This is a genomic window from [Clostridium] celerecrescens 18A, assembly GCF_002797975.1.
GTDB classification, from domain to species: Bacteria; Bacillota; Clostridia; order Lachnospirales; family Lachnospiraceae; genus Lacrimispora; species Lacrimispora celerecrescens.
Genome location: NZ_PGET01000001.1, coordinates 1,604,756 through 1,631,378 on the forward strand (window position 1 = coordinate 1,604,756; position 26,623 = coordinate 1,631,378).

At 44.9% G+C, this 26,623-nt stretch carries 26 protein-coding genes; all 26 read left to right on the forward strand.

From position 1 onward, the window contains the following. Positions 1-94 precede the first annotated feature (94 nt). The 26 genes from H171_RS07625 (at position 95) to H171_RS07745 (ending at position 26,609) form a co-directional block, all read left to right on the forward strand. Entirely contained in the window at positions 95-976 is an 882-nt protein-coding gene (locus H171_RS07625) for a branched-chain amino acid ABC transporter permease (RefSeq protein WP_100307462.1), read from the forward strand. Positions 977-985: 9 nt separating this feature from the next. Continuing rightward, positions 986-2,062 (forward strand): branched-chain amino acid ABC transporter permease, encoded by a 1,077-nt coding sequence (locus tag H171_RS07630; RefSeq protein WP_100304599.1) that lies wholly within the window; start codon positions 986-988, stop codon positions 2,060-2,062. A gap of 2 nt (positions 2,063-2,064) precedes the next feature. Beyond that, complete coding sequence (locus tag H171_RS07635; protein ID WP_100304600.1) at positions 2,065-2,823, forward strand: ABC transporter ATP-binding protein; 759 nt, start codon at positions 2,065-2,067, stop codon at positions 2,821-2,823. Between the two features lie 13 nt (positions 2,824-2,836). Further along, positions 2,837-3,547 (forward strand): ABC transporter ATP-binding protein, encoded by a 711-nt coding sequence (locus H171_RS07640; RefSeq protein ID WP_025233192.1) that lies wholly within the window; start codon positions 2,837-2,839, stop codon positions 3,545-3,547. 192 nt (positions 3,548-3,739) lie between these two features. After that, the gene (gene spoIVA / locus H171_RS07645; RefSeq protein ID WP_100304601.1) at positions 3,740-5,215 is read left to right on the forward strand and encodes a stage IV sporulation protein A; all 1,476 of its coding nucleotides are present in this window, start codon (positions 3,740-3,742) and stop codon (positions 5,213-5,215) included. A gap of 43 nt (positions 5,216-5,258) precedes the next feature. Further along, on the forward strand, positions 5,259-6,860 hold the full coding sequence (locus tag H171_RS07650) for an MBL fold metallo-hydrolase RNA specificity domain-containing protein (RefSeq protein WP_100304602.1): 1,602 nt from the start codon (positions 5,259-5,261) through the stop codon (positions 6,858-6,860). A gap of 15 nt (positions 6,861-6,875) precedes the next feature. Next, positions 6,876-7,352 (forward strand): ribonuclease HI, encoded by a 477-nt coding sequence (rnhA, locus tag H171_RS07655; protein ID WP_100304603.1) that lies wholly within the window; start codon positions 6,876-6,878, stop codon positions 7,350-7,352. Between the two features lie 130 nt (positions 7,353-7,482). Next, positions 7,483-8,346 (forward strand): lysozyme inhibitor LprI family protein, encoded by an 864-nt coding sequence (locus tag H171_RS07660; RefSeq protein WP_100304604.1) that lies wholly within the window; start codon positions 7,483-7,485, stop codon positions 8,344-8,346. A 131-nt stretch (positions 8,347-8,477) separates the two neighbouring features. Next, entirely contained in the window at positions 8,478-8,627 is a 150-nt protein-coding gene (locus H171_RS24295; RefSeq protein ID WP_166433184.1) for a hypothetical protein, read from the forward strand. Between the two features lie 51 nt (positions 8,628-8,678). After that, entirely contained in the window at positions 8,679-11,285 is a 2,607-nt protein-coding gene (gene alaS / locus H171_RS07665) for an alanine--tRNA ligase (RefSeq protein ID WP_242977080.1), read from the forward strand. A 139-nt stretch (positions 11,286-11,424) separates the two neighbouring features. Continuing rightward, complete coding sequence (rpsU, locus tag H171_RS07670; RefSeq protein ID WP_008975787.1) at positions 11,425-11,601, forward strand: 30S ribosomal protein S21; 177 nt, start codon at positions 11,425-11,427, stop codon at positions 11,599-11,601. 160 nt (positions 11,602-11,761) lie between these two features. Further along, positions 11,762-12,028: a YabP/YqfC family sporulation protein gene (locus H171_RS07675; protein WP_025233186.1), complete on the forward strand. Its 267-nt coding sequence runs from the start codon at positions 11,762-11,764 to the stop codon at positions 12,026-12,028. A gap of 24 nt (positions 12,029-12,052) precedes the next feature. Further along, the gene (yqfD, locus tag H171_RS07680; RefSeq protein ID WP_100304606.1) at positions 12,053-13,297 is read left to right on the forward strand and encodes a sporulation protein YqfD; all 1,245 of its coding nucleotides are present in this window, start codon (positions 12,053-12,055) and stop codon (positions 13,295-13,297) included. Then, positions 13,284-14,300: a PhoH family protein gene (locus tag H171_RS07685; protein WP_100304607.1), complete on the forward strand. Its 1,017-nt coding sequence runs from the start codon at positions 13,284-13,286 to the stop codon at positions 14,298-14,300. The genes yqfD and H171_RS07685 overlap by 14 nt, the downstream gene beginning before the upstream one ends. Then, complete coding sequence (gene ybeY, locus H171_RS07690) at positions 14,290-14,787, forward strand: rRNA maturation RNase YbeY (protein WP_100304608.1); 498 nt, start codon at positions 14,290-14,292, stop codon at positions 14,785-14,787. Before H171_RS07685 ends, ybeY begins: the two co-directional genes overlap by 11 nt. Then, on the forward strand, positions 14,784-15,935 hold the full coding sequence (locus tag H171_RS07695) for a DUF3048 domain-containing protein (RefSeq protein WP_100304609.1): 1,152 nt from the start codon (positions 14,784-14,786) through the stop codon (positions 15,933-15,935). The genes ybeY and H171_RS07695 overlap by 4 nt, the downstream gene beginning before the upstream one ends. Further along, positions 15,922-17,595, forward strand: a complete 1,674-nt coding sequence (locus H171_RS07700; RefSeq protein ID WP_100304610.1) for a putative polysaccharide biosynthesis protein — start codon at positions 15,922-15,924, stop codon at positions 17,593-17,595. Before H171_RS07695 ends, H171_RS07700 begins: the two co-directional genes overlap by 14 nt. A gap of 54 nt (positions 17,596-17,649) precedes the next feature. Beyond that, the gene (locus tag H171_RS07705) at positions 17,650-18,036 is read left to right on the forward strand and encodes a hypothetical protein (protein ID WP_100304611.1); all 387 of its coding nucleotides are present in this window, start codon (positions 17,650-17,652) and stop codon (positions 18,034-18,036) included. A gap of 66 nt (positions 18,037-18,102) precedes the next feature. Next, positions 18,103-19,356: a BaiN/RdsA family NAD(P)/FAD-dependent oxidoreductase gene (locus tag H171_RS07710; protein ID WP_100304612.1), complete on the forward strand. Its 1,254-nt coding sequence runs from the start codon at positions 18,103-18,105 to the stop codon at positions 19,354-19,356. Beyond that, positions 19,343-20,938, forward strand: coding sequence for an NAD(P)/FAD-dependent oxidoreductase (locus H171_RS07715; protein ID WP_100304613.1), 1,596 nt, complete (start codon positions 19,343-19,345; stop codon positions 20,936-20,938). The genes H171_RS07710 and H171_RS07715 overlap by 14 nt, the downstream gene beginning before the upstream one ends. Positions 20,939-21,008: 70 nt before the next feature. Next, entirely contained in the window at positions 21,009-21,872 is an 864-nt protein-coding gene (proB, locus tag H171_RS07720) for a glutamate 5-kinase (protein ID WP_100307463.1), read from the forward strand. A 10-nt stretch (positions 21,873-21,882) separates the two neighbouring features. Continuing rightward, positions 21,883-22,104, forward strand: coding sequence for a DUF896 domain-containing protein (locus tag H171_RS07725; RefSeq protein ID WP_054790714.1), 222 nt, complete (start codon positions 21,883-21,885; stop codon positions 22,102-22,104). Next, positions 22,082-22,624, forward strand: a complete 543-nt coding sequence (locus H171_RS07730) for a 5-formyltetrahydrofolate cyclo-ligase (RefSeq protein ID WP_100304614.1) — start codon at positions 22,082-22,084, stop codon at positions 22,622-22,624. The genes H171_RS07725 and H171_RS07730 overlap by 23 nt, the downstream gene beginning before the upstream one ends. 110 nt (positions 22,625-22,734) lie before the next feature. Then, positions 22,735-23,979 (forward strand): glutamate-5-semialdehyde dehydrogenase, encoded by a 1,245-nt coding sequence (locus H171_RS07735; RefSeq protein WP_100304615.1) that lies wholly within the window; start codon positions 22,735-22,737, stop codon positions 23,977-23,979. A 345-nt stretch (positions 23,980-24,324) separates the two neighbouring features. Continuing rightward, positions 24,325-25,659, forward strand: a complete 1,335-nt coding sequence (locus tag H171_RS07740; RefSeq protein WP_100304616.1) for an ABC transporter substrate-binding protein — start codon at positions 24,325-24,327, stop codon at positions 25,657-25,659. A 71-nt stretch (positions 25,660-25,730) separates the two neighbouring features. Continuing rightward, positions 25,731-26,609 carry a carbohydrate ABC transporter permease gene (locus H171_RS07745; protein WP_100304617.1) on the forward strand — a complete coding sequence of 293 codons (879 nt, stop codon included), beginning with the start codon at positions 25,731-25,733 and terminating at the stop codon, positions 26,607-26,609. Positions 26,610-26,623: the final 14 nt, after the last annotated feature.

Here is a 26,623-nt window from a genome sequence, read left to right on the forward strand (position 1 = left end):
AATTTCATTCATTTGGTAAATGACCCAATAGAGGGTCGTCCAGAGGACGACTCTCTTCTTTTAAAATAAACAACGAATGAGGTGCGATGGTATGATGAGTTTCATATCCTATTTTATTAATGGTCTAAGTCTGGGCAGTGTTTATGCGATCATTGCCTTGGGGTATACCATGGTATATGGCATTGCCAAGATGCTTAATTTTGCTCATGGCGATGTAATTATGATTGGAGGATACGTGGTGTTCACAGTTGTCAGCACAATGGGCTTAGGCCCGGTTGCCGGCATACTTCTTGCAGTGATCCTATGCACGGTTCTTGGCGTTGTCATTGAGGGGGTCGCTTACCGTCCTCTCCGTATGGCAAGCCCACTTGCGGTTCTGATCACGGCAATCGGTGTGAGCTACCTGCTCCAAAACATCGCACTGCTCGTTTTTGGTTCTAATCCGAAATCCTTTACTTCTGTCGTAACAGTTCCGGCTCTTAAGCTTTCCCAGGGAAAGCTGATTATTTCAGGAGAGACCATTGTTACGATCATCAGCTGTATCATCATTATGATCGGTCTGACGATGTTTATCAGAAAGACAAGAGCAGGACAGGCCATGCTTGCCGTATCGGAAGATAAGGGAGCCGCCCAGCTCATGGGAATTAATGTGGACGGAACCATTGCCCTTACTTTTGCCATCGGCTCGGCCCTGGCTGCTGTGGCCGGTGCGCTACTTTGTTCCGCTTATCCGACTCTTACCCCCTATACCGGCTCCATGCCAGGCATTAAGGCATTCGTGGCTGCTGTATTTGGCGGGATTGGCTCCATTCCGGGAGCGTTTATCGGCGGACTTTTGCTGGGTGTCATTGAAAACTTAAGCAAAGCTTATATTTCTTCCCAGCTTTCCGATGCCATCGTATTTGGAGTCCTTATTGTCGTTCTTCTTGTAAAGCCAACCGGAATCCTGGGTAAGAAGATCAACGAGAAAGTATAGGTGGACGATATGGAAAAAAGTATGAAGATAAATTTCCGTCTGAATAAGACAATAAAAAGCAATATGATAACCTTTGGGCTGGTGATCGCTGCCTATATTATCGTACAGCTTCTGGTAAATGCAGGCCAGGTGAGCAACCTGATGAAGGGCCTTCTGGTGCCCTTGTGCATTTATACCATTATGGCAGTATCCTTGAACTTAACCGTAGGCATTCTTGGAGAACTGAGTCTGGGTCACGCAGGTTTCATGTGTGTGGGAGCCTTTTCCAGTGCTTTGTTTTCCATTGCCATGCTGGAAGCCATTCCAAACGCGGGGATCCGTTTCTTTTTCGCTATTTTAATTGGTGCTTTCTCGGCTGCACTGGCTGGCATTGTGGTTGGAATTCCGGTTTTAAGACTTCGGGGCGATTATTTGGCGATTGTAACCCTGGCATTTGGAGAAATCATTAAAAATGTGATAAATGTGGTTTACATTGGAAAAGATGCTGACGGGCTTCACTTTTCCTTAAAAAACGCGGGAGCTCTCAATATGGCAAAAGAGGGGACTGTAATCATAAACGGTGCCCAGGGAATTACAGGAACGCCTAAGAATTCCACCTTTACCATTGGTGTAATCCTTATTTTGATCACGCTGTTAATCGTTCTGAATTTAATTCATTCCAGATCCGGCCGGGCTATCATGTCTGTGCGGGATAACCGCATTGCGGCGGAATCCATTGGTATCAACATTACAAAATATAAATTAATGGCCTTTACCATTTCTGCCTCCCTGGCAGGCGTGGCTGGTGTTCTGTACTCCCATAACCTTTCTGCACTTACTGCGACACAGAAGAATTTTGGCTACAACCAGTCCATCATGATTCTTGTATTTGTGGTTCTCGGCGGAATCGGAAATATCCGTGGTTCCATGATCGCTGCAGTTCTCTTAACTTTGCTTCCGGAGCTTCTGAGAGGTTTAAATACCTACCGGATGCTGATTTACGCCATCATTCTGATTGTCATGATGATTTTTAACTGGAGCCCTAAATTAATTGATCTCAGGAAACGGTTTTTTCATAAGAACAGGGCAGAGAAGGAGAGGGCATAACCATGGCTTTACTGGAAATCAAGAATCTTGGAATATCCTTTGGCGGATTGCGCGCCGTAGATAATTTCAGCATCACCATTGAAAAAGGGCAGCTTTATGGTCTTATCGGCCCAAACGGTGCCGGGAAAACCACGATCTTTAACCTTTTAACCGGTGTATATAAACCCAATACAGGCACTATTTTCTTGGACGGAGAGAACATCACAGGGAAAAAGACAGTGGATATCAACAGAGCCGGGATCGCAAGAACCTTTCAGAATATCCGTCTGTTTAAGGAGTTAACGGTTCTTGATAATGTTAAGACCGGTCTTCACAACACCTATTCCTATGGGACGGTCACAGGAATTCTCCGCCTGCCTAAGTACTATAAAGTGGAAAAAGAGATGGATCAGCGGGCCATAGAGCTTTTAAAAGTATTTGGCCTTGATGAAGAAAAGGATATCCTCGCTTCCAACCTTCCATACGGAAAACAAAGGAAGCTGGAGATCGCCCGTGCCCTTGCCACAGGTCCTAAGCTTTTGCTTCTGGATGAGCCGGCAGCCGGTATGAATCCCAACGAAACCACAGAGCTTATGGATACCATACGTTTTGTACGGGATAATTTTGATATGACCATTCTGCTTATTGAGCACGATATGAAGCTTGTTTCCGGCATCTGTGAAAGACTGACTGTACTGAATTTCGGCCAGGTGCTTACTCAGGGAAAAACAGCGGAGGTGCTCAATGATCCGGAAGTTATCAAGGCATATCTGGGAGAATAAGGAGGCTTAAGGAATGGCACTACTTGAAGTAAAAGATTTAGAAGTATATTATGGCGTCATCAAGGCGCTTAAGAATATTTCCTTTGAAGTAAACGAGGGTGAGATCGTAGCCCTGATCGGCGCTAACGGCGCTGGAAAAACCACGACCCTTCATACCATAACCGGCCTTTTAAAGGCGGCCTCAGGCACCATCCAGTTTGACGGCCAGGATATCACAAGAATCCGGGGCGATAAAATTGTGGGCATGGGTATGGCTCATGTACCGGAAGGACGTCGGGTATTTGCAGCTTTAAGCGTTTATGAAAATTTAAAGCTGGGCGCTTATACAAGACGGGATAAAAATGAGATAGAAGAAACCCTGCAGATGATCTACAAACGTTTCCCAAGGCTTCTGGAGAGAAAGAACCAGCCAGCGGGAACCTTAAGTGGCGGAGAGCAGCAGATGTTAGCCATGGGACGTGCACTGATGAGCCATCCTAAGGTGATCGTGCTTGACGAGCCCTCCATGGGCCTTTCCCCAATTTATGTGAATGAGATTTTTGATATCATTCAGGAGGTCAACAAGTCAGGAACTACGGTATTGCTGGTGGAGCAAAACGCAAAAAAGGCTTTGTCCATTGCAAACCGCGCGTATGTTCTGGAAACAGGGGCCATTGTGTTAAGCGGCAATGCCCATGAACTGATGAATAATGATTCGGTAAAGAAGGCATATCTAAGCGAATAATCATATAGCTTTCGCAGAATACCAGATTTTTAAAGGATGGCAAAAGAAGTGTAAAAGCTGCTTTGCCATCCTTTAATTTACCCTTTTCCACCAGTCCAAATTCGATTATAAAAGAGACGCGGCGTGAAAAATAAAAGGGAATAATCCTTTCTCCCATGCATATAGTATAACAGCACAGAAGGGGGAATCTTTATGGACAATTATAACGTATACAATGATATCAAAGCCCGAACCAACGGAGAAATCTACATCGGAGTTGTGGGGCCGGTAAGAACAGGAAAGTCGACTTTTATCAAGCGTTTTATGGAATTAATGGTTCTGCCGGGCATGGAGGATGAACACCAGAAAACTCAGACAAGGGACGAACTGCCCCAGAGTGCGGCAGGAAAAACCATCATGACCACAGAACCAAAATTCATCCCCAAAGAAGCGGCAACCATCCGTTTGGGAGATGAGATCGAAACAAAAGTCCGCTTGATCGACTGTGTAGGCTTTATGGTAGACGGTGCTGCCGGCCACATCGAAAATGATGAAGAACGGCTTGTGAAGACACCCTGGTTTGATTATGAGATCCCTTTTACGAAAGCGGCAGAAATAGGAACCAGAAAGGTTATCAATGACCATTCTACCATTGGCGTAGTCATAACCACAGACGGTTCCATCGGCGAACTGAAGCGTCCCAACTACATAGCTGCAGAAGAGCGTACCGTACAGGAATTAAAAAACCTGGGGAAACCATTTATTATTCTGCTCAATTCTGCAAGGCCGTATTCTGAGGAAACAGCGGCTCTTTCAAAAGATATAAGCCAGAAATACGGGGTAACGGTCATGCCCATTAACTGTGAACAGTTAAAGAAGGATGACGTAAATAACATCCTTGAACGGGTATTAAAGGAATTCCCTGTGACAGAAATGGATTTCTTCATTCCAAAATGGCTTGAGATCCTCCCTGCCACCCACTGGCTGAAAGCCCAGGTAATCCAGGCTGCAAAAGATATGGTAAAAAAAGTATCCCACATGAAGGATGTATCATCAGACTTATTTGACGGGTCAACAGAAAGCGTCCGGTCCATCAAGATCCAGAACTTAAATATGGCCGACGGCAGCGTATCGGTTGCCATGGATGTGGATGACAGTTATTATTATCAGATTTTAAGCGATTATGTAGGACTCCCGATTGAGGGAGAATACCAGTTGATGCAAACCTTAAGCGAGCTTGCAAAAATGAAGGCTGAATACGAAAAGGTCAATCAGGCCATGAGCCAGGTTCGTTTCAAAGGTTATGGAATCGTGACTCCGGAACGGTCCGAGATTATACTGGATGAACCGGAAGTCATTAAGCACGGAAATAAATACGGAGTAAAAATGCGGGCAGAAGCACCTTCCATTAATTTAATCAAAGCCCATATACAGACGGAGATCGCTCCTATTGTCGGAAGTGAACAGCAGGCGGAAGATCTGATCGCTTACATTAAAGAAAATGCAAGAGAAAGCGAAGACGGAATATGGAACACCAATATCTTTGGAAAATCCATTGAACAGATCGTGGAAGACGGCATTCAGCAAAAAGTATCCCAGCTTACGGAAGACTGTCAAATAAAACTTCAGGACACCCTCCAAAAAATAATTAACGATAGTAATGGCGGTATGATTTGCATTATTATCTAAATTAATGGTATAATACAAAAAACAGGTACAAAAGGAGGGCTTTATGAAATTAATGTTCATCGGCGCAGCCCGCGAGGTAACCGGGAGCTGTCATTATCTGGAAGCTGCCGGTTTTAAAATCCTTGTGGACTGCGGTATGGAGCAGGGGATTGATAAATATGTAAATGTGGATCTGCCAGTCAGCTATGCGGAAATTGATTATGTTCTTTTGACCCATGCCCATATCGATCACGCAGGAATGCTTCCTTTTATCTATGCAAGAGGGTTCCGGGGACGAGTGATCTCCACCGTGGCAACCGCCGACCTTTGCGGAATTATGCTGAAGGACAGCGCCCATATTCAGGAGTCTGAAACAGAATGGAAGAACAGAAAAGCAAGGCGGGCTGGTCTCCCGGAAGAAGAACCCCTGTACGGAATCAATGATGCCATGGGCGTAATGGAGCTGTTTCATTCCTACAATTACAACGAAAAGGTGGAACTGGAGGATGGCTTTACAATCCGTTTTATAGACGTAGGCCATCTTCTTGGTTCCGCCTCTGTTGAAGTCTGGATGACAGAAGGCGGAATCTCAAAAAAAATCGTATTTTCCGGTGATATCGGCAACAAGAACAAGCCCTTAATCCGTGACCCTCACTACATAAAAGAGGCGGATTATGTGGTCATGGAATGCACCTACGGAGACCGGCTTCACGGTGTGATACCGGATCATGTTTCCATTCTTGCAGGCATTGTCCAAAAGACCCTTGACAGTGGTGGAAACGTGGTAATACCCGCATTTGCAGTGGGAAGGACCCAGGAGCTCCTTTATATGTTCCGCCGAATTAAAGCAGAGAAGATGGTCACGGGTCACGATGGGTTTGAGGTTTATGTCGACAGCCCTCTGGCAGTGGAAGCAACCCATATTTTTAAAGATAATCTGGTAGACTGCTATGATGAAGAAACAAAGGAACTGGTCATGAAAGGAATCAACCCCATATCCTTTCCAGGCTTAAAGCTGTCGGTTACCAGTGAAGAATCCAAGAACATTAATTTTAATTCAAAACCAAAAGTGATCATCTCAGCGGCAGGCATGTGTGATGCAGGCCGTATCCGCCATCACTTAAAGCATAATTTATGGAGACGGTCATGCACGATCGTTTTCACCGGATACCAGTCCATAGGAACCTTGGGAAGGAGCCTGATCGAAGGCTGCAGCGAAGTAAGGCTGTTTGGCGAAACCATTCAGGTGGAAGCCCATATAGAACAGATGGAGGGAATGAGTTCCCACGCAGATATGGAAGGATTGATTGCCTGGTTGAACGCTTTTGAAGAAAAACCGCGACAAGTATTTCTGGTACACGGTGATGACCTGGTTTGCAGCTCCTTTGAGCAGCTCCTTGAGAAAGATTACGGATACAGGGCAAAGGCCCCTCACTCCGGATCTGTTTATGATCTTTCCCTTGGGAGATGGCTCGATGAGACAGAGGGCATCGCAGTTGTCAAAGGACCGGAAATCTCAAAAAAACCAGTGGGTGTTTATGGAAGGCTTTTTGCTGCCGGCGAAAGGCTTTTGCAGGTTATCCGTCATAACGAAGGCGGAGCCAATAAGGATCTTGCCAAATTTGCGGATCAAATTAATTCTTTATGTGATAAATGGGATAGATAAGGAGAACAAAAGAAAGTGACGAAAGTACAATTATTTACCGACGGAGCTGCAAGAGGAAACCCCGACGGGCCAGGAGGCTATGGCGCGGTTTTGCAATTTACTGATTCCAAAGGGCAGCTCCACGAAAAAACCATGTCGGCGGGATATGTAAAAACCACCAACAACCGTATGGAACTTATGGCGGCCATTGCAGGTCTGGAAGCGCTTACCAGACCTTGTCAGGTAGAACTATACTCTGATTCCAAATATGTGACAGACGCATTTAATCAGCATTGGATTGAGAACTGGGTAAAAAACAACTGGAAGAGAGGCAAAAGCGGCCCTGTAAAGAACATTGATCTATGGGAAAGGCTGTTAAAGGCCATGGAACCTCATCAGGTGACTTTTCACTGGGTAAAGGGACATGCCGGTCACCCCCAGAATGAACGGTGTGATGTGCTTGCCACAAGTGCTGCGGATGGAGATGATCTGCAGGTCGACGAAGGGATATGATATGGCAAGCATTGGGAAATGCCAAAAACTTACATATCTCTTACAATGTCTTACTAATTGCGATTTCCTATTTTCTTTCTTTTTTATTTGTGCTATGTTATTTTCATCAAATAGGTTAGGATGATATTTCATGAATAAAAATAGAGGAATTTGGATTGTAATTGGAAGCATTCTGGTCATCGGGATCCTCATAACCCTTGCCACAACCACATTTGTAAAAAGCAAGGAAAATGTTTCGGATCCTTTGGGAATTACCGGACTTTCAAACTCCGAAATTCCGGATGACCAAGTTGAAGCAAAAGGCTATGGCGGAACGCCGGAATTGTTCTCAGCGGATATGGCGGCTCCCCAGGAAGCGCCTGCTACCGCAGAAGAATCAAAGATGAGGAAAGCCGGTCCGGCAGCCACCCCTAATGCCGAGACCGCTGTGGAGAATAAAGCCCAGCCGGCAGATGCCGAACTTCGAATGAAAAGCGATGCAGTTCCTGATCAGGCAGCACCGGCCCCCCAGGCAGCGGAAAGCTCGAACGAGGCTTCCATAGAGGAAACCGTAATCTCTCCCATAAGCCCGGATTTAAAAAGCAGGCAGGCGAATGCTGCCGCTCCCGCGGAAGGTGCAGCCTATTATCAAAAGCATTTGCTGGAACTGGATGCCCAGATCAAAAAGATGCGGGAGGAATCAGGAGATTCCAATACCTACTCCATGAAGGTCCTGGTGGATAAAGAATTCAAGCTGTGGAACAGGGAACAGAATGCGATTTATGCCGCTATTATAGAAGGGCTGACTGACGAAGATAAGAAGACACTGGAAACTTCACAGCAGGAATGGATCAAAAGCAGGGATGCAAAGGCAGAGGATGCAGCAAAAAAATACAGCGGCGGAAGCCTGGAAGAGGTTGAGTATACGGCTTCCATGGCAGAGTCCACAAGGGCACGGGCCTATGATCTGGTAGAAGAATACATGGATGTTCTTTCTTTAAAAGATGAACAGTAAAAAGTACGGCATTTACCGTACTTTTTTATTTTGAGTTAAAAAATTTCCATAGCAACATCTTGATAAATAAAATCCCATATGATAGGATAGTAAAATGAGTGATATTATATGAATTTTTGGGAGGAAAAAATATGACAGCAATATTTGCAAGTTTATTGGAGACCGCAATAAAATTCCTGTTCTTCCTGTTTCTTGCATGGGGCGGTATCGTATGCGGCAAGAAATACAGAGATCATAAAGATGCCGTAAACAGCGGCAATGCGACGAAAGAGACAAAATAGCAAACGGAGGACAGTAACGTGAAGAACTACGGTGTGAATGAACTGAGGAGAATGTTCCTTGAATTTTTTGAGAGTAAGGGACATCTGGCTATGAAAAGCTTCTCCCTGGTTCCGCATAATGATAACAGCTTGTTGTTAATCAACTCGGGCATGGCTCCCCTTAAGCCATATTTTACAGGCCAGGAAATCCCGCCAAGAAAAAGGGTGACTACCTGTCAGAAGTGTATCCGGACAGGAGATATTGAGAACGTTGGCAAGACAGCCCGCCACGGCACATTCTTTGAGATGCTGGGAAATTTTTCCTTTGGGGATTATTTTAAGGATGAGGCGATTCACTGGTCATGGGAATTTTTGACCCAGGTAGTCGGCCTTGACCCGGACAGGCTGTATCCCTCCGTATATCTGGAAGATGATGAGGCCTTCGAAATCTGGAATAAGAAAATCGGCATTGCGCCCGAGCGTATTTTCCGCTTTGGAAAGGCAGACAATTTCTGGGAGCACGGCGCAGGTCCCTGCGGCCCCTGTTCTGAGATCTACTACGACAGGGGAGAGAAGTATGGCTGCGGCAAGCCAGACTGTACCGTTGGCTGTGAATGCGACCGTTATATGGAAGTGTGGAATAATGTATTCACCCAGTTTGAAAATGACGGCCATGGAAACTATGAGGAATTACAGCAGAAAAACATTGATACCGGCATGGGACTGGAACGTCTGGCCGTAGTTGTTCAGGATGTGGATTCCATTTTTGATGTAGATACCATAAAAGCTCTTTTAAACCGCGTGGCTGAACTGGCCCGGACAGAATACAAGAAGGATCCTGATGTGGATGTATCCCTTCGGCTGATCACAGACCACGTTCGTTCCTGTACCTTTATGATATCCGATGGCATCATGCCCTCCAATGAGGGACGGGGATATGTTCTCCGCCGCCTCTTAAGAAGAGCTGCCCGTCATGGAAGACTTCTGGGAATCGAAGGAAAGTTCCTTGCAGACTTATCCACCACCGTGATTGACTTATCAAAGGATGGATACCCGGAGCTGGAAGAAAAGAAAGCTATGATTTTAAAAGTTCTGACCCAGGAGGAGGACAAGTTCAACAAGACCATTGACCAGGGGCTTGCAATTCTTGGCGACCTGGAAGAGGAGATGATAAAAGAAAAGATCACCATCCTATCCGGCGAGAATGCTTTCAAATTATATGATACCTACGGATTCCCTCTGGATCTGACTCTGGAGATTCTGGAAGAAAAGAATTTCGGAGTGGATGAAGCCGGCTTTAAAGCTGCTATGCAAAAGCAGAGGGAAACAGCCAGAAATGCCAGAAAGACCACCAATTACATGGGGGCTGACGTCACGGTGTACCAGTCCATTGATCCAGCCATTACAACGGAGTTTATCGGCTATGATAAGCTGGTTTGTGATTCCAAAATACTTGTTCTCACTTCGGAAACAGACTTAGTGGAGGCGCTTACCGATGGAGAGACCGGAACCATTGTGACGGAACAGACCGTATTTTACGGAACCATGGGAGGCCAGCAGGGCGATGTAGGCAGAATCGTAAGTGATATGGGCGAATTTAAGGTGGAAGATACCATCCATTTACAGGGTGGAAAAGTGGGCCATGTGGGCAGAATGATAAAGGGAATGCTGCAGACCGGAGATGTGGTTACTTTAAAGGTTTGTGAAAATAACCGCCAGAATACGGGGAAAAACCACAGTGCAACCCATCTTCTCCAGAAAGCCTTAAGGGCAGTTCTGGGCAATCATGTCGAGCAGGCCGGTTCCTTCGTTGACGGAGACAGGCTGCGCTTCGACTTTACTCATTTCTCAGCCATGACACTTAAGGAAATTGAACAGGTGGAAACCCTTGTGAATGAGAAAATCAAGGAATCTCTTCCTGTAAAAACGGAAACCATGTCTTTAGAGGAAGCCAAAAAATCCGGTGCTATGGCACTGTTTGGGGAAAAATACGGCGATACGGTCCGCGTGGTAAAAATGGGAGACTTTTCCACAGAGCTTTGCGGAGGCACCCATATTAACAATACGGGAGTCATCGGCTCTTTTAAGATCTTATCCGAAACCGGTATCGCAGCCGGAGTCCGGAGAATCGAAGCCCTGACCGGAGACGGCCTGATGCATTATTATCAGGAGACAGAAAAAGAGCTTCTTGAAGCAGCAAAGACTGCCAAGACAACACCATCATCCCTGACGGCAAAAATTGAATCTCTTTTAGAAGAAATAAAAGTCCTGCATTCTGAGAATGAAAAGTTAAAAAGCAAACTTGCAAAAGACTCTCTTGGAAATGTAATGGATCAGGTAAAAGAGATCAAGGGAGTTAAGGTCCTTGCCACAAAGGTGCTTGATGTGGATATGAATGGACTCCGCAATCTGGGCGACCAGCTGAAAGATAAGATAGGCGACGGAGTCATTGTAATCGCCTCTGTTCAGGATGATAAAGTGAATCTGATGGCCACTGTTACGGAGGAAGTGCAGAAGAAGGGAGCCCATGCAGGCAACTTGATCAAAGCCATTGCTTCCTTAGTCGGAGGCGGCGGCGGCGGACGTCCGAATATGGCTCAGGCAGGCGGAAAGAATCCGGCAGGAGTGGATGCGTGCCTTGAAAAAGTTACGGAAGTTGTTGCAGAACAGCTGAATTAATCCGCGAAACATTAAGAAAAATATAAAAGTTTTTCTTGACGTATGGCAAAATTATGCTATAATCATATCAGTGCTATAAAATACCCAAACAGTTGTATTATGCACAAGTACACAACTGGAGGGAGGTTAGGTGTGAGCTATGTCAAATGTTATCGTTAAAGACAACGAGACCTTAGATAGTGCTTTACGCAGATTCAAAAGAAACTGTGCAAAAGCAGGTATCCAGCAGGAAATTCGTAAGAGAGAGCATTACGAGAAACCAAGCGTTAGACGTAAGAAAAAGTCTGAAGCTGCAAGAAAACGTAAATATAACTAATAGTTAAAAGATGAATCCCTGGTCGCATTTCTATGTGACCAGGGGTTTTTTCGACTTTTAAGGCCGTAGAATGTTCCGCATCTTTTTTGCATATAGTATAAAGGGATTAAAACCCTAAATCGTTTTGCAAAAATAAAAAGAGAGGGGCAGAAAAGGGATTATGTTTGAGGAATCAAAGGAAAAAGCAGCTTCCGCCTTAAAACTCCCGAAGGACGTGGTCCTGGGAGAGGTGCTTGTATCTTTTCTTGGACGTCATAGCGTTGTAATAGAAAATTACCGAAGCATTATCCTGTATACAGACTGTTCCATCAAACTTCAGGCAAAAAACTGCCGAGTGATCATTGGCGGAAGCCGTCTGATGATTGAATATTACACCAATGAGGAGATGAAAATCAACGGTTATATAAAATCCCTGGAATTTGAATAAAAGGGGAACTGGAGGTGAAATAAGATGCTTGCATGGCTGAAACATTATTTATTCGGTTATCTTTCTATAGAAATGACCGGTTTTTCCCCGGAACGTTTTCTTAACATGTGCAGCGTACATGAACTTGAATTGTGGAAAGTCGTAAATTGCGGACATTCCTATCAGCTTTTCATGACGGTACAAGGGTTCCGTAAGGTGAAGCCCCTTGTGCGCAAATCGAAGGTCAGACTTAGGATTTTAAAAAAGTTTGGACTTCCTTTTTTTTTATATCGGAACAAAAAAAGAAAACTATATGCAGCCGGGTTCATCAGCTTTTTTTTGATCCTCTATTCTCTTTCCCTGTTTATCTGGGATATTGAATTTGACGGGAACCGGATGTATACATACGACACTCTTATAAAATTCTGCGAATCGGAAGAAATCCGGTATGGTATGAAAAAATCAAAAATTGATTGTGACGTCCTGGAAGAAGCTTTTCGCACAAAGTTTCCTGAAATAACCTGGGTATCAGCAAGGGTATCAGGAACACGCCTTTTGGTTAAAATAAAAGAAAATGAAGTGTTGTCGGAGATTCCTGCTAAGGATGAAACTCCCTGTGATATCATAGCGGAAAAAGGCGGTGTAATCACCTCCATGATCGTTCGCAGCGGAGTTCCAATGGCAGCCATAGGTGATACGGTAGAAGAAGGGCAGATACTGGTCAGCGGCACCCTTCCCATTATCGATGACAGCGAAACAGTGATAAACACCCACTTTGTACGCTCTGATGCGGATATAACAGCCAGGACAGAATATCATTTTATAAGACAGATTCCTCTTTTTAGGAAAATCGATGTAGAAACAGGGAAAGAAAGGAAGGGTTATTATATGAAGGCTTTCCGTTTTTCCTTCATGCTTATCCGACCCCGGCCAGAGGGAACTTCCTGGAAAAGGACCATGGAAGAAGAGCAGCTTCATTTATTCCAGAATTTTTATCTTCCCATTTACTTTGGCAAAATAACAGGGAAAGAGTATATATCCTACGAGCGTCCCTATACAGAGGAAGAGAAAAAACAGCTGTCTGAGGATATCAACGAAAGGTACAAAAAAAATTTAATAGAAAAAGGGGTACAAATTCTGGAAAATCATGTTAAAATACTAGATAATGAATCTTTATGCCAGGTAGCCATAGATTTCGTGGTAGAGGAGCCTTTAGGTAGGCGGGAGGCGTTTAAGATACAAAGATCAGAGGAACCGGAGGAGACAAATCATTCAAATGAGCGTAATTGAGACAATCATAGACATTCCAGCTGAACACGAAAAAAATGTATGCGGACAGTTTGACAGCTATCTAAAGAAAATAGAACGTACCCTGCATGTTACCATGATTGGACGCGATGGCGCCCTAAAGATCATTGGATCAGAACAAATGGTACAGAAAGCAAAAAGTGTATTTAGTAATCTGATTGAGCTTTCCAAACGGGGGAATTCCATTACAGAACAAAATGTAGATTATGCTCTTTCTCTGTCATTTTCTGAAATCGACAATCAGATTTTAGAAATCGACAAGGACATTATCTGCAGAACCATAACAGGAAGGCCGGTAAAGCCAAAGACCCTCGGGCAAAAGCAGTATGTAGACCAGATCAGAAAGAAGATGATCGTATTCGGAATCGGTCCTGCAGGAACCGGAAAAACCTATCTTGCCATGGCTATGGCAATCCAGGCTTTTAAAAACGGAGAGGTAGGCCGGATCATTCTGACCAGACCTGCTATTGAGGCCGGTGAAAAGCTGGGGTTTCTCCCAGGAGATTTACAAAGCAAAATAGATCCTTACTTAAGGCCTTTATATGATGCACTCTATCAGATCATGGGAGCAGAGAGCTATCTTCACAATTCCGAGAAAGGCCTGATTGAGGTAGCACCTCTGGCTTACATGAGAGGCCGTACCTTAGACAATGCCTATATTATTCTTGACGAAGCCCAGAACACCACTCCGGCCCAGATGAAGATGTTCCTCACCAGAATCGGCTTTGGGTCAAAGGTAATTGTAACAGGTGACTTGACGCAAAAAGATCTTCCTTCCGGAAGCTTATCAGGTCTTGATATGGCCATGAAAATATTAAAGAGAATTGACGACATCGGTTTCTGCCATCTAACCAGCAGTGACGTGGTTCGTCATCCTCTGGTGCAGAAAATCGTACAGGCTTATGATGATTATGAGTCGAAGAAAAAGCCAGTGGAACGAAAGACAAAAGCCATTGGCGGCAGAAAGGCGCGTTATGACGATTAATATTGAATATGAGGCCGAAAAAAAACTGGATATCCCATATGAAGATATCATTAAAAGGGTAGTGGAAGATTCACTGGATTATGAAGACTGCCCTTATGAGGCAGAGGTCAATGTCCTCATTACAGACAATGAAGATATCCGCCAGATCAACAACGAATACCGGAATATTGACAATCCCACAGATGTTCTTTCCTTTCCCATGATTGAATATGAAAGGCCTTCGGATTTTGAGTATCTGGAAGATGCTGCGGATGACTGCTTTCATCCGGAAACAGGAGAACTATTACTGGGAGATATCGTCATATCTATCGATAAGGTGGAAGAACAAGCAGAAAAATACGGTCATTCCCAAACAAGAGAGCTTGCTTTTTTAGTCGCTCACAGTATGCTTCATCTATGCGGCTATGATCACATGGAAGAGGAAGAACGGGAGATCATGGAAAGGAAGCAGGAAGAAATCTTACGCCGGGGAGGATATACGAGATGATGAAAAAGGTATGGTTTGGATTCGCTGGCGTCATGCTGTCTGCCGCTTTTTTATCCGGCTGCGGTAAAAAATATGAAAAGGTATGGATTCCGGATCAATCGGTGGAAACCGCCGAGGCGGAAACAAAAGAAATCAAAATAAGCAGCAGTGAGTCAGCAGACGATGGGACAGAAGCGAATTCCGGTGAATACTATACCTTTGAAGAACGTACCGAAAAAGATGGTAAGATACGCAGTTACCTTACGGGGGAGATGGTGGATTCTGCCATAGGAAACCGGAGGCCGGTGGCAGTGATGATGAGCAATGACAAAGAAGCTCTTCCGCAATACGGAATCAACCGTGCCGGAGTGGTCTATGAAGCACCGGCAGAAGGTGGAATGAACCGTTACATGGCTATTTTGGAAAATTATGATGATCTGGACCGGATCGGCTCCGTCAGGAGCTGCCGCACCTATTATACATATTTTGCCCGCGAGTTTGATGCGATCTATGCTCATTACGGGCAGAGCACCTTTGCAAAGCCTTATCTGGCCAATGTGGATAACATCAACGGGCTTGACGGTATCGGTACGGTGGCATATTTCCGTACCAAAGACCGGAAAACTCCCCATAACGCTTACACCAGCGGGGAACGGTTAAACAAATCCATTCTTCAGCTGGGATACTCTGAAAGCTATGCTCCGTCCTACCGCGGCCATTACCGTTTTGCAAAGGATGGCAGGAAGGTAACTCTTGAAGGAGCAAATAGCGTTAGCGATGCCTATAAGGTCTATCCAGGCTATGTGCTCAACAAACCGTGGTTTGAGTATCATGAAGAGGACGGTCTTTACTACCGGTTTCAGTACGGGGCTCCCCACAAGGGAAGTGAAGGCCAGATCAAGGTTAAGAATATCATCCTTCAATACTGTCCTTCCGCCCATTATGCAACGACAGAATATTTAAACATCAACGTACAGGATGACTCTTATGGCTGTTACGTGACAGAAGGCCGTTCCATCCCCATAAAATGGAGCAAAGACGGAGAATTCGGCCCAACACATTATTACGACATGGAGAATAACGAGATTATCCTGAACCAGGGAAAAACCTGGGTATGCATTATTTCTGCACAGGATTCTCCCAATGTAAAGTTATATGGAAAAGAATAGGACAAGCAGTAAAGCAACAAAAAGGGGATCTTCTAATTTCCTGATCCAGGGAGCCATCCTTGCGGTGGCAGGCATTATCGTTCGGGTCATTGGCATGTTTTACCGTATCCCTCTGGCGGATATTTTAGGGAATGAAGGAAATGGTTATTACAGCTCTGCGTTTACCATTTATTCCCTCCTTTTGATTGTATCCTCCTACAGCCTGCCTACGGCAGTATCCAAGATGATCGCCACCAGACTGGCGAGAAAAGAGTACCGCAACTCCATAAGGGTGTTAAAGGTAGCTCTGTTTTACGGTACTGTGGTAGGAGGGCTGGGAGCTGCCGTGCTCTGGTTTGGAGCGGATATATTCGCCAGCCGGTTTTTAAAAATGCCTTATACCTTCTATGCCTTAAAGACACTGGCCCCTACCATCTGGGTGATTGCCTATCTTGGTGTGTTCCGGGGATATTTCCAGGGTATTGGGACCATGCTTCCCACGGCTATATCTCAGATTCTTGAACAGATCGTCAATGCGATCATCAGCGTATATGCAGCTTCCAGGCTGTTTCAGGCAGGGCTTCGGTCCAATCTGGTTCACGGATCAACGGAATACTCCTTTGCCCTTGGAGCAGCGGGAGGAACCATTGGAACAGGAGCAGGGGCTGTAGCTGCCCTGCTGTTTCTCCTGTTTATTTTATTCAGCTACCTGCCAATCATGAAAAAGCAGGCAAGAAGGGACAGGACAAGGCGTCGGGAATCCTATGGAGAACTTTCCGGCGTTCTTTTCATGACAGTCTTTCCCATTGTTTTAAGCAGCGTGGCTTATAACATAAGTACCGTGATTGACAACAGCATCTATGGAAACGGCATGACGGCTATGGGCATGGGTGCTTCGGAGATTGCTTCCAACTGGGGCATAATCGGGAAGTACCAGCTTCTATTTAACATCCCGGTTGCAATTGCCAATTCCCTTGCCTCCGCTCTAATCCCATCCCTTTCAAGAGCAATGGCGGAAGGTCAGAGAGGACAGTTAAAAAGCAAGGTTTCCATGGTGATTCGTTTTTCCATGCTCATCGCCATACCGGCTACGGTTGGTCTTACCGTACTGGCAGGGCCTATCTGTAATCTGTTATTCAGCAGGAATGACAACTCGGCTCTAATTAAGATGATGATGTACGGATCTGTGGCAGTCGTGTTTTTCTCCCTTTCCACAGTGACCAATGGAGTATTACAGGGGATAAACCGGATGCAGACCCCCTTAAAGAATGCGATCATTTCCCTGGTCCTTCATGTAATCATCCTGTGCATCATGCTTTTCGGATTCCGGATGGGAATTTACAGCGTGGTATATTCAAACATCTTATTTGCCCTTACCATGTGTCTCTTAAACGGAGCCGCAATCGGTCGATTTTTAAATTACAGGCAGGAAATCAAAAAAACATTTATTATTCCCATTCTGGCATCGGGGGTTATGGGAGCGGCCGCTTACGGCACTTATTTCCTTGTTCATCTGACCTTAAAGCGCAATGCAATCAGTGTTCTTGCCGCTATAGCCATAGCTGTGGTGGTTTATGGAATTCTTCTTTTAAAACTGCGCTGTGTAGATGAAGCAGAGCTTTTAAACGTTCCGGGAGGGAAGAAGCTGGTGCGCATTGCAAGAAAATTCCATCTTATGTGATTAAAACCCAGGAAGAAGGCAGATACTATACTTACATGAAGGAGGTATCATCTCATGAAGAAGTATATGTTCTGCTTTCTTTTGTTCGTAGCGGCATCCGCCATTTGCTTAGGAATTGGTTTTGCCATTACAAAGGACAGCGTAAGGCCTGAAGAGGCTCTGCCGGGGGCAACCATAGAAACAGAAACTGTAACGGAAGCGCAGATTGTGATAAACCAGGAAGAGGTTGAACCCGTAAATGCAAAGGGCAAAGAAAAATTTTATCTTGTCTCAGAGGACGGATATCTTCTCGTCCTCTACCAGGATAAAACAACCATCTGCCTTTATACCCATATGCCCGTCACTGACTTTCCTGAGGAAGAGCGGGGGAAATTAATGGAAGGCATATGGTTTTCTTCCATGATCGAGGTATTTAATTACCTGGAATCCTATACAAGCTAAAGAAATACTTGAAATGAAGGGACAAACTGGATACAATAAGTCTGTCTGAGGATACAGGAGGATTTTATGAAACAACAGGTAATCATTGTAGGAGCAGGAGCTTCCGGTCTGGCAGCGGCTATCCAGGCAGCCAGACAGGGTGCTTCTGTTACCGTTTTAGAACATACAGCCAAAGCGGGGAAAAAGCTTCTTTCCACCGGAAATGGGAAATGCAATTTAACCAATTTAATGACTCCGGATGGCGCTTACCGGGGAAGTCAGCAGGCGTTTATTAAAAAAGTGCTGGATCACATTACAGTGGAACAGACACTGGAATTTTTCCGGGACCTGGGTCTTGTTCTTACAGACCGGAATGGATACGTCTATCCTAACACAGGACAAGCCGTCTCCGTTCTGGAAGCTCTTCTTTTTGAACTTAACCATCTTGGTGTTTCCGTCATCACTGACTGTCAGGTTGAGGAGATAAGGAAGGATTTATCCCTGATAACTTCCAAAGGAAAGAAAAAGGCAGATGCCATCATTTTAGCGGCAGGTTCCATGGCGGCTCCGAAAACAGGATCCGATGGAAGCGGTTATCAGCTGGCTAAGGCTTTGGGGCACCGCATTATTAAGCCACTGCCTGCTTTGGTACAGCTAAAGTGCAGGGAAAAGTGGTACAAACAGGCAGCCGGTGTCAGAACTGAGGCTTCTGTGACGCTTAAAATAGACGGAAAAACTGCAGCAGAAGACCGCGGGGAACTTCAGTTCACGGATTACGGAATCTCCGGAATTCCGGTTTTCCAGGTCAGCCGTTTTGCTGCCGGGGGAATCGATACTGGCCGTCAGGTGACGGCAGAGTTGGATTTATTACCTTCCATGGATTTTAACAGTACCAGACAGCTTCTTTCGGAAAGGGCGAAGCGCTTTTGCTACCGGCCGGCGGAAGAATTTCTAAATGGTGTCTTAAATCACAAGCTTGCCCGGATTCTTTTAAAGGAAGCCGGGATCTCAGAGACGGGCTTTGTTAAAGATATCACAACCCTGCAGATAAAAAAGCTGACCTCTGTTTTAAAGGGACTTAAAACAGAAATCCTTGCCGCCAATTCCTTTGATCAGGCTCAGGTGTGCAGCGGAGGCATTGATACCAGGGATGTGGACCCCAATACCATGGAGTCAAAACTAATTAACGGACTTTACCTGGCTGGGGAGATTCTTGATGTGGACGGCATTTGCGGGGGTTATAACCTTCAGTGGGCGTGGTCTTGCGGCATACTGGCAGGTACTAGTGCAGGAAAGGCTGTCCCTCGGGGCAGGAATGAGGAACGTAATGATCAGAATTAATCAGTTAAAGCTGCCGGTGGATCACACAGAAGAGGCCTTATGGGCAAAGGCAGCAAAAACACTAAAAATTCCGGTAAAGGATATCCGCTCTATTCAAATAATCAAACAGTCTGTTGATGCAAGAAAAAAAGAGGAAATCCATTTTACTTACAGCATCGATGTGGAAACTACAAAAGAAGAGTCTGTGATACATAAAGCAAAAAGCGGAGATATTGGAATGTCGGAGATAAAAGAATACTCCTTTCCAAAGCCGGGTATCGAACAAATGGCCAGCCGGCCGGTAATCATCGGTGCCGGACCGGCCGGGCTTTTTTGTGGGCTCATGCTTGCAAGACACGGATACCGTCCCCTTCTTCTGGAACGGGGAGAATCCGTGGAAAAGCGCAGAGAGGCCGTGGACTTATTCTGGAATGGCGGGACATTAAAACCGGATTGTAATGTACAGTTTGGAGAGGGAGGCGCTGGTACCTTTTCCGATGGAAAGCTTAATACCCTTGTGAAAGATCCCCTTATGAGGAACCGGAAGGTGCTGGAGCTTTTCGTGGAATTTGGAGCTGATCCTTCTATACTCTATGTAAACAAGCCTCATATCGGCACTGATGTTTTAAGCGGCATCGTGAGAGGAATGAGGGAGGAGATCATAAACCTTGGAGGAGAGGTCCGTTTTAACAGCCGTGTTACAGATTTTATCGTAAAAGACGGCAGGATGCAGGGAGTGATGGTCGATGAAGAGGAAGAGATTCCGACAGAAGTTCTTGTACTGGCTATCGGGCACAGTGCCAGGGACACGTTTGAAGTTCTGAATAAAAGAGGCATTCCAATGGAAGCAAAGGCTTTTGCTGTGGGCTTAAGAATTCAGCATCCGCAGGAAAGCATAAACCGTTCTCAGTACGGAACTGGTAACCATCCTGTACTTGGCCCGGCGGATTACAAGCTGACCCATCAGTGCACAAACGGAAGGGGTGTATATACCTTCTGTATGTGTCCCGGAGGATATGTAGTCAATGCCTCCTCAGAGGAACACAGGCTTGCGGTAAACGGAATGAGCTATCACAAGAGGGATGGCGTAAACGCCAACAGCGCCCTGATTGTTACCGTAACACCAGAGGATTTTGGCAGTACAACTCCTCTTGCCGGAATCGCATATCAAAGACGGCTGGAAGAAGCGGCCTTTTTAAGCAGCAGCGGGAAAATTCCGGTCCAGCTTTACGGAGATTTTAAAAAGAATCAGCTCTCAAAGGTATTTGGCAATGTTGAACCGGCTTTTAAAGGTTTATATGATTTTGCAAACATCAGAGAATTACTACCTGAATACTTAGCAGAATCCCTGATCCAGGGAGTAGAAGCTTTTGAACGCCGGATTCACGGCTTCTCCAGGCCAGACGCCATCCTGGCAGGTGTGGAAAGCAGAACCTCTTCACCGGTACGCATACCAAGAGGCGATACCTTTGAATGCAGTATCAGCGGAATCTATCCATGCGGAGAAGGCGCCGGCTATGCAGGAGGGATCACTTCTGCTGCAATGGACGGCTTAAAAGTGGCAGAAGCCATTGCTTCCAGATTTGACAGGTTTTCTATATAAATTGACGAAACCATAAAAATGATGTAAGATATGAAACAAAAAGAATTACAGAAAGCAGATGATAATGAAGATGAACGCCACAGAACGAGAGGAACTAAAGGATAAAAAACGGATTGTGATAAAGATCGGATCCTCATCCTTAACCCATGCCTACACAGGGGATTTGAATCTGATGAAAATTGAAAAGCTGGTTCGTGTAATCAGCGATTTAAAAGGACAGGGAAAGCAGGTGGTTTTAGTTTCCTCAGGCGCAATTGCAGCAGGACGTCAGGCTCTTGGGCACCATACCAGACCTGTAACCATATCAGAAAAACAGGCATTCGCCGCCGTAGGCCAGGCCAGGCTTATGATGGTGTACCAAAAGCTGTTTGCTGAATATAATCAAATAGCGGCACAAGTTCTTTTAACCAAAAACACCATGGTTAATGACAGCAGCCGATATAATGCCCAGAACACCTTTGATGAACTTTTAAAACTTGGAACCATCCCCATTGTCAATGAAAACGATACCGTATCCACCTCCGAAATTCCTCTGGTAGATAATTTCGGGGATAATGACCGGCTTTCCGCCATTGTTGCCGCATTGATCGGGGCAGATCTTTTGATATTATTATCGGATATTGACGGTCTTTATTCTGATGATCCCAGACAAAACCCGAAGGCAGAATTTATCGGTTTGGTAAAGGAAATCACACCTAAGCTGCTTGATATGGGAAAATCCACCTCCGGAAGCGATGTGGGTACCGGAGGCATGGCTGCAAAGCTCGCTGCCGCCCGTATTGCTACGGACAGCGGTTCTGATATGGTCATTGCTAACGGTGACCAGGTGGAGGTTATCGAGCAGATCGTAACAGGCGAAGAAAAAGGAACCCTGTTCCTGGCCCATCCAAACCATGACTTTGACTTAATGGACTATATTAATCACGAATATTAAGGAGAACCCTATGAATCAGGATAAGATCGACAGAATCAATACACTTTATCATAAATCAAAAGCAACAGGATTATCAGAAGAAGAACAGGCGGAGCAGGCTGCTTTGCGAAGAGAGTATATCGAATCCATCCGCAATAGTTTACGGGGAAATTTAAACAACATTTCCATTCAGGAGGAAGACGGATCCGTAACGGATTTGGGTAAAAAGTATGGAAAAGTTGGAGAAGAATGATATCAGGCGTTTGATAAAGGAACAGCGAAAAACCTTGGAAACGGTTACCGAGAATGTATGGAACGATGCCATCTGTGAGCAGCTTTTAAGCCTTGATGATATCCTTCGGGCGTATTGCGTTTATTGCTATGTTTCCTTTCGTCAGGAAGCAGGTACCTGGAAGTTCATGGAAGCTTTATTAAAACAGGGAAAATACATAGCAGTACCTAAGGTCGTTGGAAGGGAGCTTGAATTTTATTCCATTTCCGGAAAAGCAGATTTAGAAGAAGGTGTTATGGGTATTATGGAGCCAAAACCAACCTGTTTAAAAATCCATGATCCGGAAGCGCCTGTGATTGTTCCGGGAGTTGCTTTTGATAAGTCCGGAAACCGGCTCGGATACGGCGGCGGATATTATGACCGTTTCTTTGAAAGAGAACCAAACCATCCCCGCATTGCCATAGCCTACGGCTTCCAGATCTTTGACCATATTCCTACAGAACCACATGACAAACGTATGGACCGGATTATCATTCCTTAAGGGATTCCCTTAAGAGCAAGAAGAAACACCGTTTAAGAAACGACCTTCGGGTATCCCTTTATGCCCAAAGAGCATGGGCAGGAAAGACGAAAAGATTGGAGGAACCTTTTATGACGATTACTGAAATCGGAAGAAAAGCAAAAGAAACAGCCGGAATTATAGGTATCCAGGGATCAGCAAGAAAGAATGAAGGATTAAAGGCAGCGGCAGCCGCCCTTCTGGAAGGAGAAGCGGAAATCCTCGCCGCAAACCAGGAGGATGTAATAAAAGCTGCTGCTTCCGGAATGAACGCCGGACTGATTGACCGCCTGGAACTGACTCCTGCGAGAATCGAAGCCATGGCTGACGGACTTTTATCCGTGGCTGCACTGGATGACCCGGTGGGAGAAGTGATTTCCATGAAGATCCGTCCAAACGGCCTGACCATCGGCCAGAAGCGCGTTCCTTTGGGCGTTGTAGGTATTATATACGAAGCCAGGCCCAACGTGACCGCCGATGCCTTTGGGCTCTGCTTTAAATCAGGAAATGCTGTGATCTTAAAGGGCGGAAGCGATGCTCTGGAATCCAACATGGCTATAGTTAAATGTCTCCGTACCGGCCTCAGGAATGCAGGACTTCCGGAGGATACCATCCAGCTCATTACTGATACTGACAGAGAAGTAACAAAGGAATTCATGCGACTTAGGGAATATGTGGATGTATTGATCCCAAGAGGAGGCGCCGGATTAATAAAAACCGTTGTGGATAACAGTACCATTCCGGTCATTGAAACAGGAACCGGAAACTGCCATATTTTTGTCGATGAATCCGCTGATTTTGATATGGCCTTAGATGTCATATTTAATGCAAAGACCCAGAGGATCGGAGTGTGCAATGCCTGCGAATCCCTGGTCATTCACAGAGCAATTGCCCCTCAGTTCCTGCCTTTATTAAAAGAGCGGCTCGCTCAGAAATCCGTAGAGATCCGGGCGGATGAAGAAGCCTGTTCCATGGCAGAAGGATTTGTCCCTGCAACCGAGGAAGATTGGGGCAGTGAATACCTGGACTATATTTTGTCCTTAAAGATTGTTGGCTCCGTGGATGAAGCGATTTCCCACATTAATCGTTATAACACCAAGCATTCCGAGGCCATCATTACCTCAGATTATAATAACGCTCAGAAGTTTTTAAATGAGATCGATGCAGCGGCCGTTTATGTCAATGCATCCACGCGCTTTACGGATGGATACGAATTCGGTTTTGGGGCTGAGATCGGGATCAGTACCCAAAAGCTCCATGCAAGAGGTCCTATGGGACTTAAAGAGCTGACGACCACAAAATATATCATATATGGGGATGGCCAGGTACGTCCATAGCTAGGTTAAAACATATAAGGAAAACAGGGAGTTTGCTACAGGAATGTGCACACCCTGTTTTTTTTGTGTAAAAATCGTAAATCACCTATTAAATGTATTATCCAAAGAGGCATTGCTGGTTAAAAATAAGAAAAAATAATTGAAAACACTTGATTTATCCTCCATTATAACTTACTATAAATCAAATTTATGCATATTGCACAAATAGTATTAAATATAATTACTGAACATGTGCTATTTGTATGAAATGAATTGATTTATTGATAATATTAGTATATTGTAATGTTATAACTTTTACATGCCTGCGCAAGTGGCGCAGGATAAGCAAATAAGGAGGCAATCGTTATGTTAAAAACTAAGAGGTTTGTAGCGGCGACGCTGACAGCGGCAATGATTATGGGAACATTGGCCGGATGTGGGAGCAGTTCAAAAGGGAACGCTGACAACGGGACTGTGAAAACAGAAGGGGAAAAAGCAGAGACATCAGGAGCAGCGGCAGGGGGAAGCGCAGCAGTAGGAACGAAAGTGGAATTTTGGAATGACAAATTTGCCAATTCGGAAAAGTCTGATGTAGATAAAATCATGAACAGTATTACGGAATTAAGCGGAATTAAAGTAGAGCAGATTGCGTATCCGGATACGGCAGCATATCAGACAGCCATGCAGCAATCCATCCGCGATAAGAAGGCACCAGGATTATTTACCTGGTGGAGCGGACCTCAGTTAGAAACACTTGCCAAGAATGATTTGCTAGAGGATTTATCAGACCTTTGGGATGAAGTGATTGTTCCAAACGGCGTATCAAAGGACTTGGCAGATGCGTTTACTGTGGATGGCAAGGTCTATGCGGTACCATACAGTGTTATCTATAATACCATGGTTTACAATATGGATATTTTCAAACAGTTTAATCTTGAAGAGCCCCAAACATTTGATGACTTCCTTGCTGTCTGCCAGACGTTAAAGGACAACGGCATCACTCCTATCGCATTGAAAAATGACTCATGGGCGGGCTTCATCTGGTTCCAGGCCTTAATTGGTGCATATGAACCGCAGCTTTATTTGGATATCTGTAACGGAACAAAAGATTATACGGATCCGGACGTAGTAAAAGTAATGAATATCTGGAAAGACATGCTGGACAAGGGATATTTCACCATGCCCATGAAGATTCAAGATATGGATAAATCTTTAGCACAAGGTACCGTAGCCATGGAATTGGAGCCAAACTATGAAGTGGGTTCCCTGATTAAAGAATACGGCATGGTAGCCGGAGAAACTGTGGGTGTATTCGTCCTTCCTTCCATGAATGATCATAAGAAGGTTATCTTCTATGAAGTGGCTCCATTATGTGTCGCCAAGGCCAGCGCAGATAAAGATACTGCAAAAGAAGTGTTACGGTCCTGGTTTAAGAAAGAGCATCAGACGGTTCTGACAGAAGTCGCAAACTTTGTAAATACCAGTGAAGTACAGGTTGATAACAAATGCATCCAGGATACGCTTGCCTTTACTTCAGATTCAGATAATTACCAGATGCTCCTCCGCTACTACGAAAATACGCCGGAAGAAATTCGTAATACAGCGTTGGACGAACTGATGAAGTTTGAACTTGGGGATGCAGATGTGGATGATGTATTACATACAATCCAGGCAAAAGCATCTGAAGTATTTGGAAAATAGTCAGGAAAAGGTCAGGAACCGGAGAGCGGACATCCGCTCTCCGAGTCTGCGATCAGAAAGGAGCATCTGGTATGGCAAGGACGATAGAAACAAAGAATAAAAAAATATATTGGAAGGATTATTTATATATACTTCCGGCAGTCCTTTTTATCGGTATTTTTTTTGTATCATCCATTTTTTATACGGTCCGGCTTAGCTTCTTTGAGTGGGATGGTTTTTCAAAAATGACGTTTAAAGGTCTGGATAATTATATCAATTTGTTTCAGGATAAAAATTTCAAGACTTCAGTGATGAATACTTTCATCTGGGTAGTTTCTTCCATGGTTACGTCAGTGCTTGTTCCATTATTGTTTGCGATTTTGATTACAAGGAGTTCCGCATTAACACTCTTTAAAAATATATTTTATTTTCCAACAGCACTTTCCGGCACGGTCGGAGGCTTGATCATGGCTACTCTTTTATCCACCTATGGACTTCCTCAGATTTTCTTATGGCTTGGGAAGCCGGAACTGGCGAGAGACTGGCTAGCCATTCCTTATGTAAATACCTTTATCATGATCCTGACCGGCGTATGGCAGGGGATCGGTCTAAACATGCTGTTGTTCATTTCAGGAATCAGGAACATGGATTCGTCTCCCATTGAGGCCGCCAAGATTGAAGGTGCAGGTTCCATCAAGCTTTACACAAAAGTGATTCTGCCGCTTTTAAAACCGACCATCATCGTTGTGCTTTTAATGGCACTTGTAAACAGTTTTAAAGTATTTGACGGCATATGGGTTATGACGAAAGGCGGTCCATACAGGACATCTGAGACTCTGGCTCTTACCATGTACGAGGAATCCTTTATTTATAACAATTTCGGCGTTGGCGCTGCGGTTGCAGTCGTTCTTACTATCGTAATCCTCATAGTATCCTATTTTAATATCAGGAATACTTTCAAGGAAGATTAGACAAGGAGGTCATC

Excerpts from the sequence above, each read along its gene's own strand:
- H171_RS07625 (WP_100307462.1), top strand. The coding sequence starts at position 95 with ATGAGTTTCATATCCTATTTTATTAATGGTCTAAGTCTGGGCAGTGTT.
- H171_RS07630 (WP_100304599.1), top strand. The coding sequence starts at position 986 with ATGGAAAAAAGTATGAAGATAAATTTCCGTCTGAATAAGACAATAAAA.
- H171_RS07635 (WP_100304600.1), top strand. The coding sequence starts at position 2,065 with ATGGCTTTACTGGAAATCAAGAATCTTGGAATATCCTTTGGCGGATTG.
- H171_RS07640 (WP_025233192.1), top strand. The coding sequence starts at position 2,837 with ATGGCACTACTTGAAGTAAAAGATTTAGAAGTATATTATGGCGTCATC.
- spoIVA (WP_100304601.1), top strand. The coding sequence starts at position 3,740 with ATGGACAATTATAACGTATACAATGATATCAAAGCCCGAACCAACGGA.
- H171_RS07650 (WP_100304602.1), top strand. The coding sequence starts at position 5,259 with ATGAAATTAATGTTCATCGGCGCAGCCCGCGAGGTAACCGGGAGCTGT.
- H171_RS07660 (WP_100304604.1), top strand. The coding sequence starts at position 7,483 with ATGAATAAAAATAGAGGAATTTGGATTGTAATTGGAAGCATTCTGGTC.
- H171_RS24295 (WP_166433184.1), top strand. The coding sequence starts at position 8,478 with ATGACAGCAATATTTGCAAGTTTATTGGAGACCGCAATAAAATTCCTG.
- alaS (WP_242977080.1), top strand. The coding sequence starts at position 8,679 with ATGTTCCTTGAATTTTTTGAGAGTAAGGGACATCTGGCTATGAAAAGC.
- rpsU (WP_008975787.1), top strand. The coding sequence starts at position 11,425 with ATGTCAAATGTTATCGTTAAAGACAACGAGACCTTAGATAGTGCTTTA.
- H171_RS07675 (WP_025233186.1), top strand. The coding sequence starts at position 11,762 with ATGTTTGAGGAATCAAAGGAAAAAGCAGCTTCCGCCTTAAAACTCCCG.
- yqfD (WP_100304606.1), top strand. The coding sequence starts at position 12,053 with ATGCTTGCATGGCTGAAACATTATTTATTCGGTTATCTTTCTATAGAA.
- H171_RS07685 (WP_100304607.1), top strand. The coding sequence starts at position 13,284 with ATGAGCGTAATTGAGACAATCATAGACATTCCAGCTGAACACGAAAAA.
- ybeY (WP_100304608.1), top strand. The coding sequence starts at position 14,290 with ATGACGATTAATATTGAATATGAGGCCGAAAAAAAACTGGATATCCCA.
- H171_RS07695 (WP_100304609.1), top strand. The coding sequence starts at position 14,784 with ATGATGAAAAAGGTATGGTTTGGATTCGCTGGCGTCATGCTGTCTGCC.
- H171_RS07700 (WP_100304610.1), top strand. The coding sequence starts at position 15,922 with ATGGAAAAGAATAGGACAAGCAGTAAAGCAACAAAAAGGGGATCTTCT.
- H171_RS07705 (WP_100304611.1), top strand. The coding sequence starts at position 17,650 with ATGAAGAAGTATATGTTCTGCTTTCTTTTGTTCGTAGCGGCATCCGCC.
- H171_RS07710 (WP_100304612.1), top strand. The coding sequence starts at position 18,103 with ATGAAACAACAGGTAATCATTGTAGGAGCAGGAGCTTCCGGTCTGGCA.
- H171_RS07715 (WP_100304613.1), top strand. The coding sequence starts at position 19,343 with ATGATCAGAATTAATCAGTTAAAGCTGCCGGTGGATCACACAGAAGAG.
- proB (WP_100307463.1), top strand. The coding sequence starts at position 21,009 with ATGAACGCCACAGAACGAGAGGAACTAAAGGATAAAAAACGGATTGTG.
- H171_RS07725 (WP_054790714.1), top strand. The coding sequence starts at position 21,883 with ATGAATCAGGATAAGATCGACAGAATCAATACACTTTATCATAAATCA.
- H171_RS07730 (WP_100304614.1), top strand. The coding sequence starts at position 22,082 with ATGGAAAAGTTGGAGAAGAATGATATCAGGCGTTTGATAAAGGAACAG.
- H171_RS07735 (WP_100304615.1), top strand. The coding sequence starts at position 22,735 with ATGACGATTACTGAAATCGGAAGAAAAGCAAAAGAAACAGCCGGAATT.
- H171_RS07740 (WP_100304616.1), top strand. The coding sequence starts at position 24,325 with ATGTTAAAAACTAAGAGGTTTGTAGCGGCGACGCTGACAGCGGCAATG.
- H171_RS07745 (WP_100304617.1), top strand. The coding sequence starts at position 25,731 with ATGGCAAGGACGATAGAAACAAAGAATAAAAAAATATATTGGAAGGAT.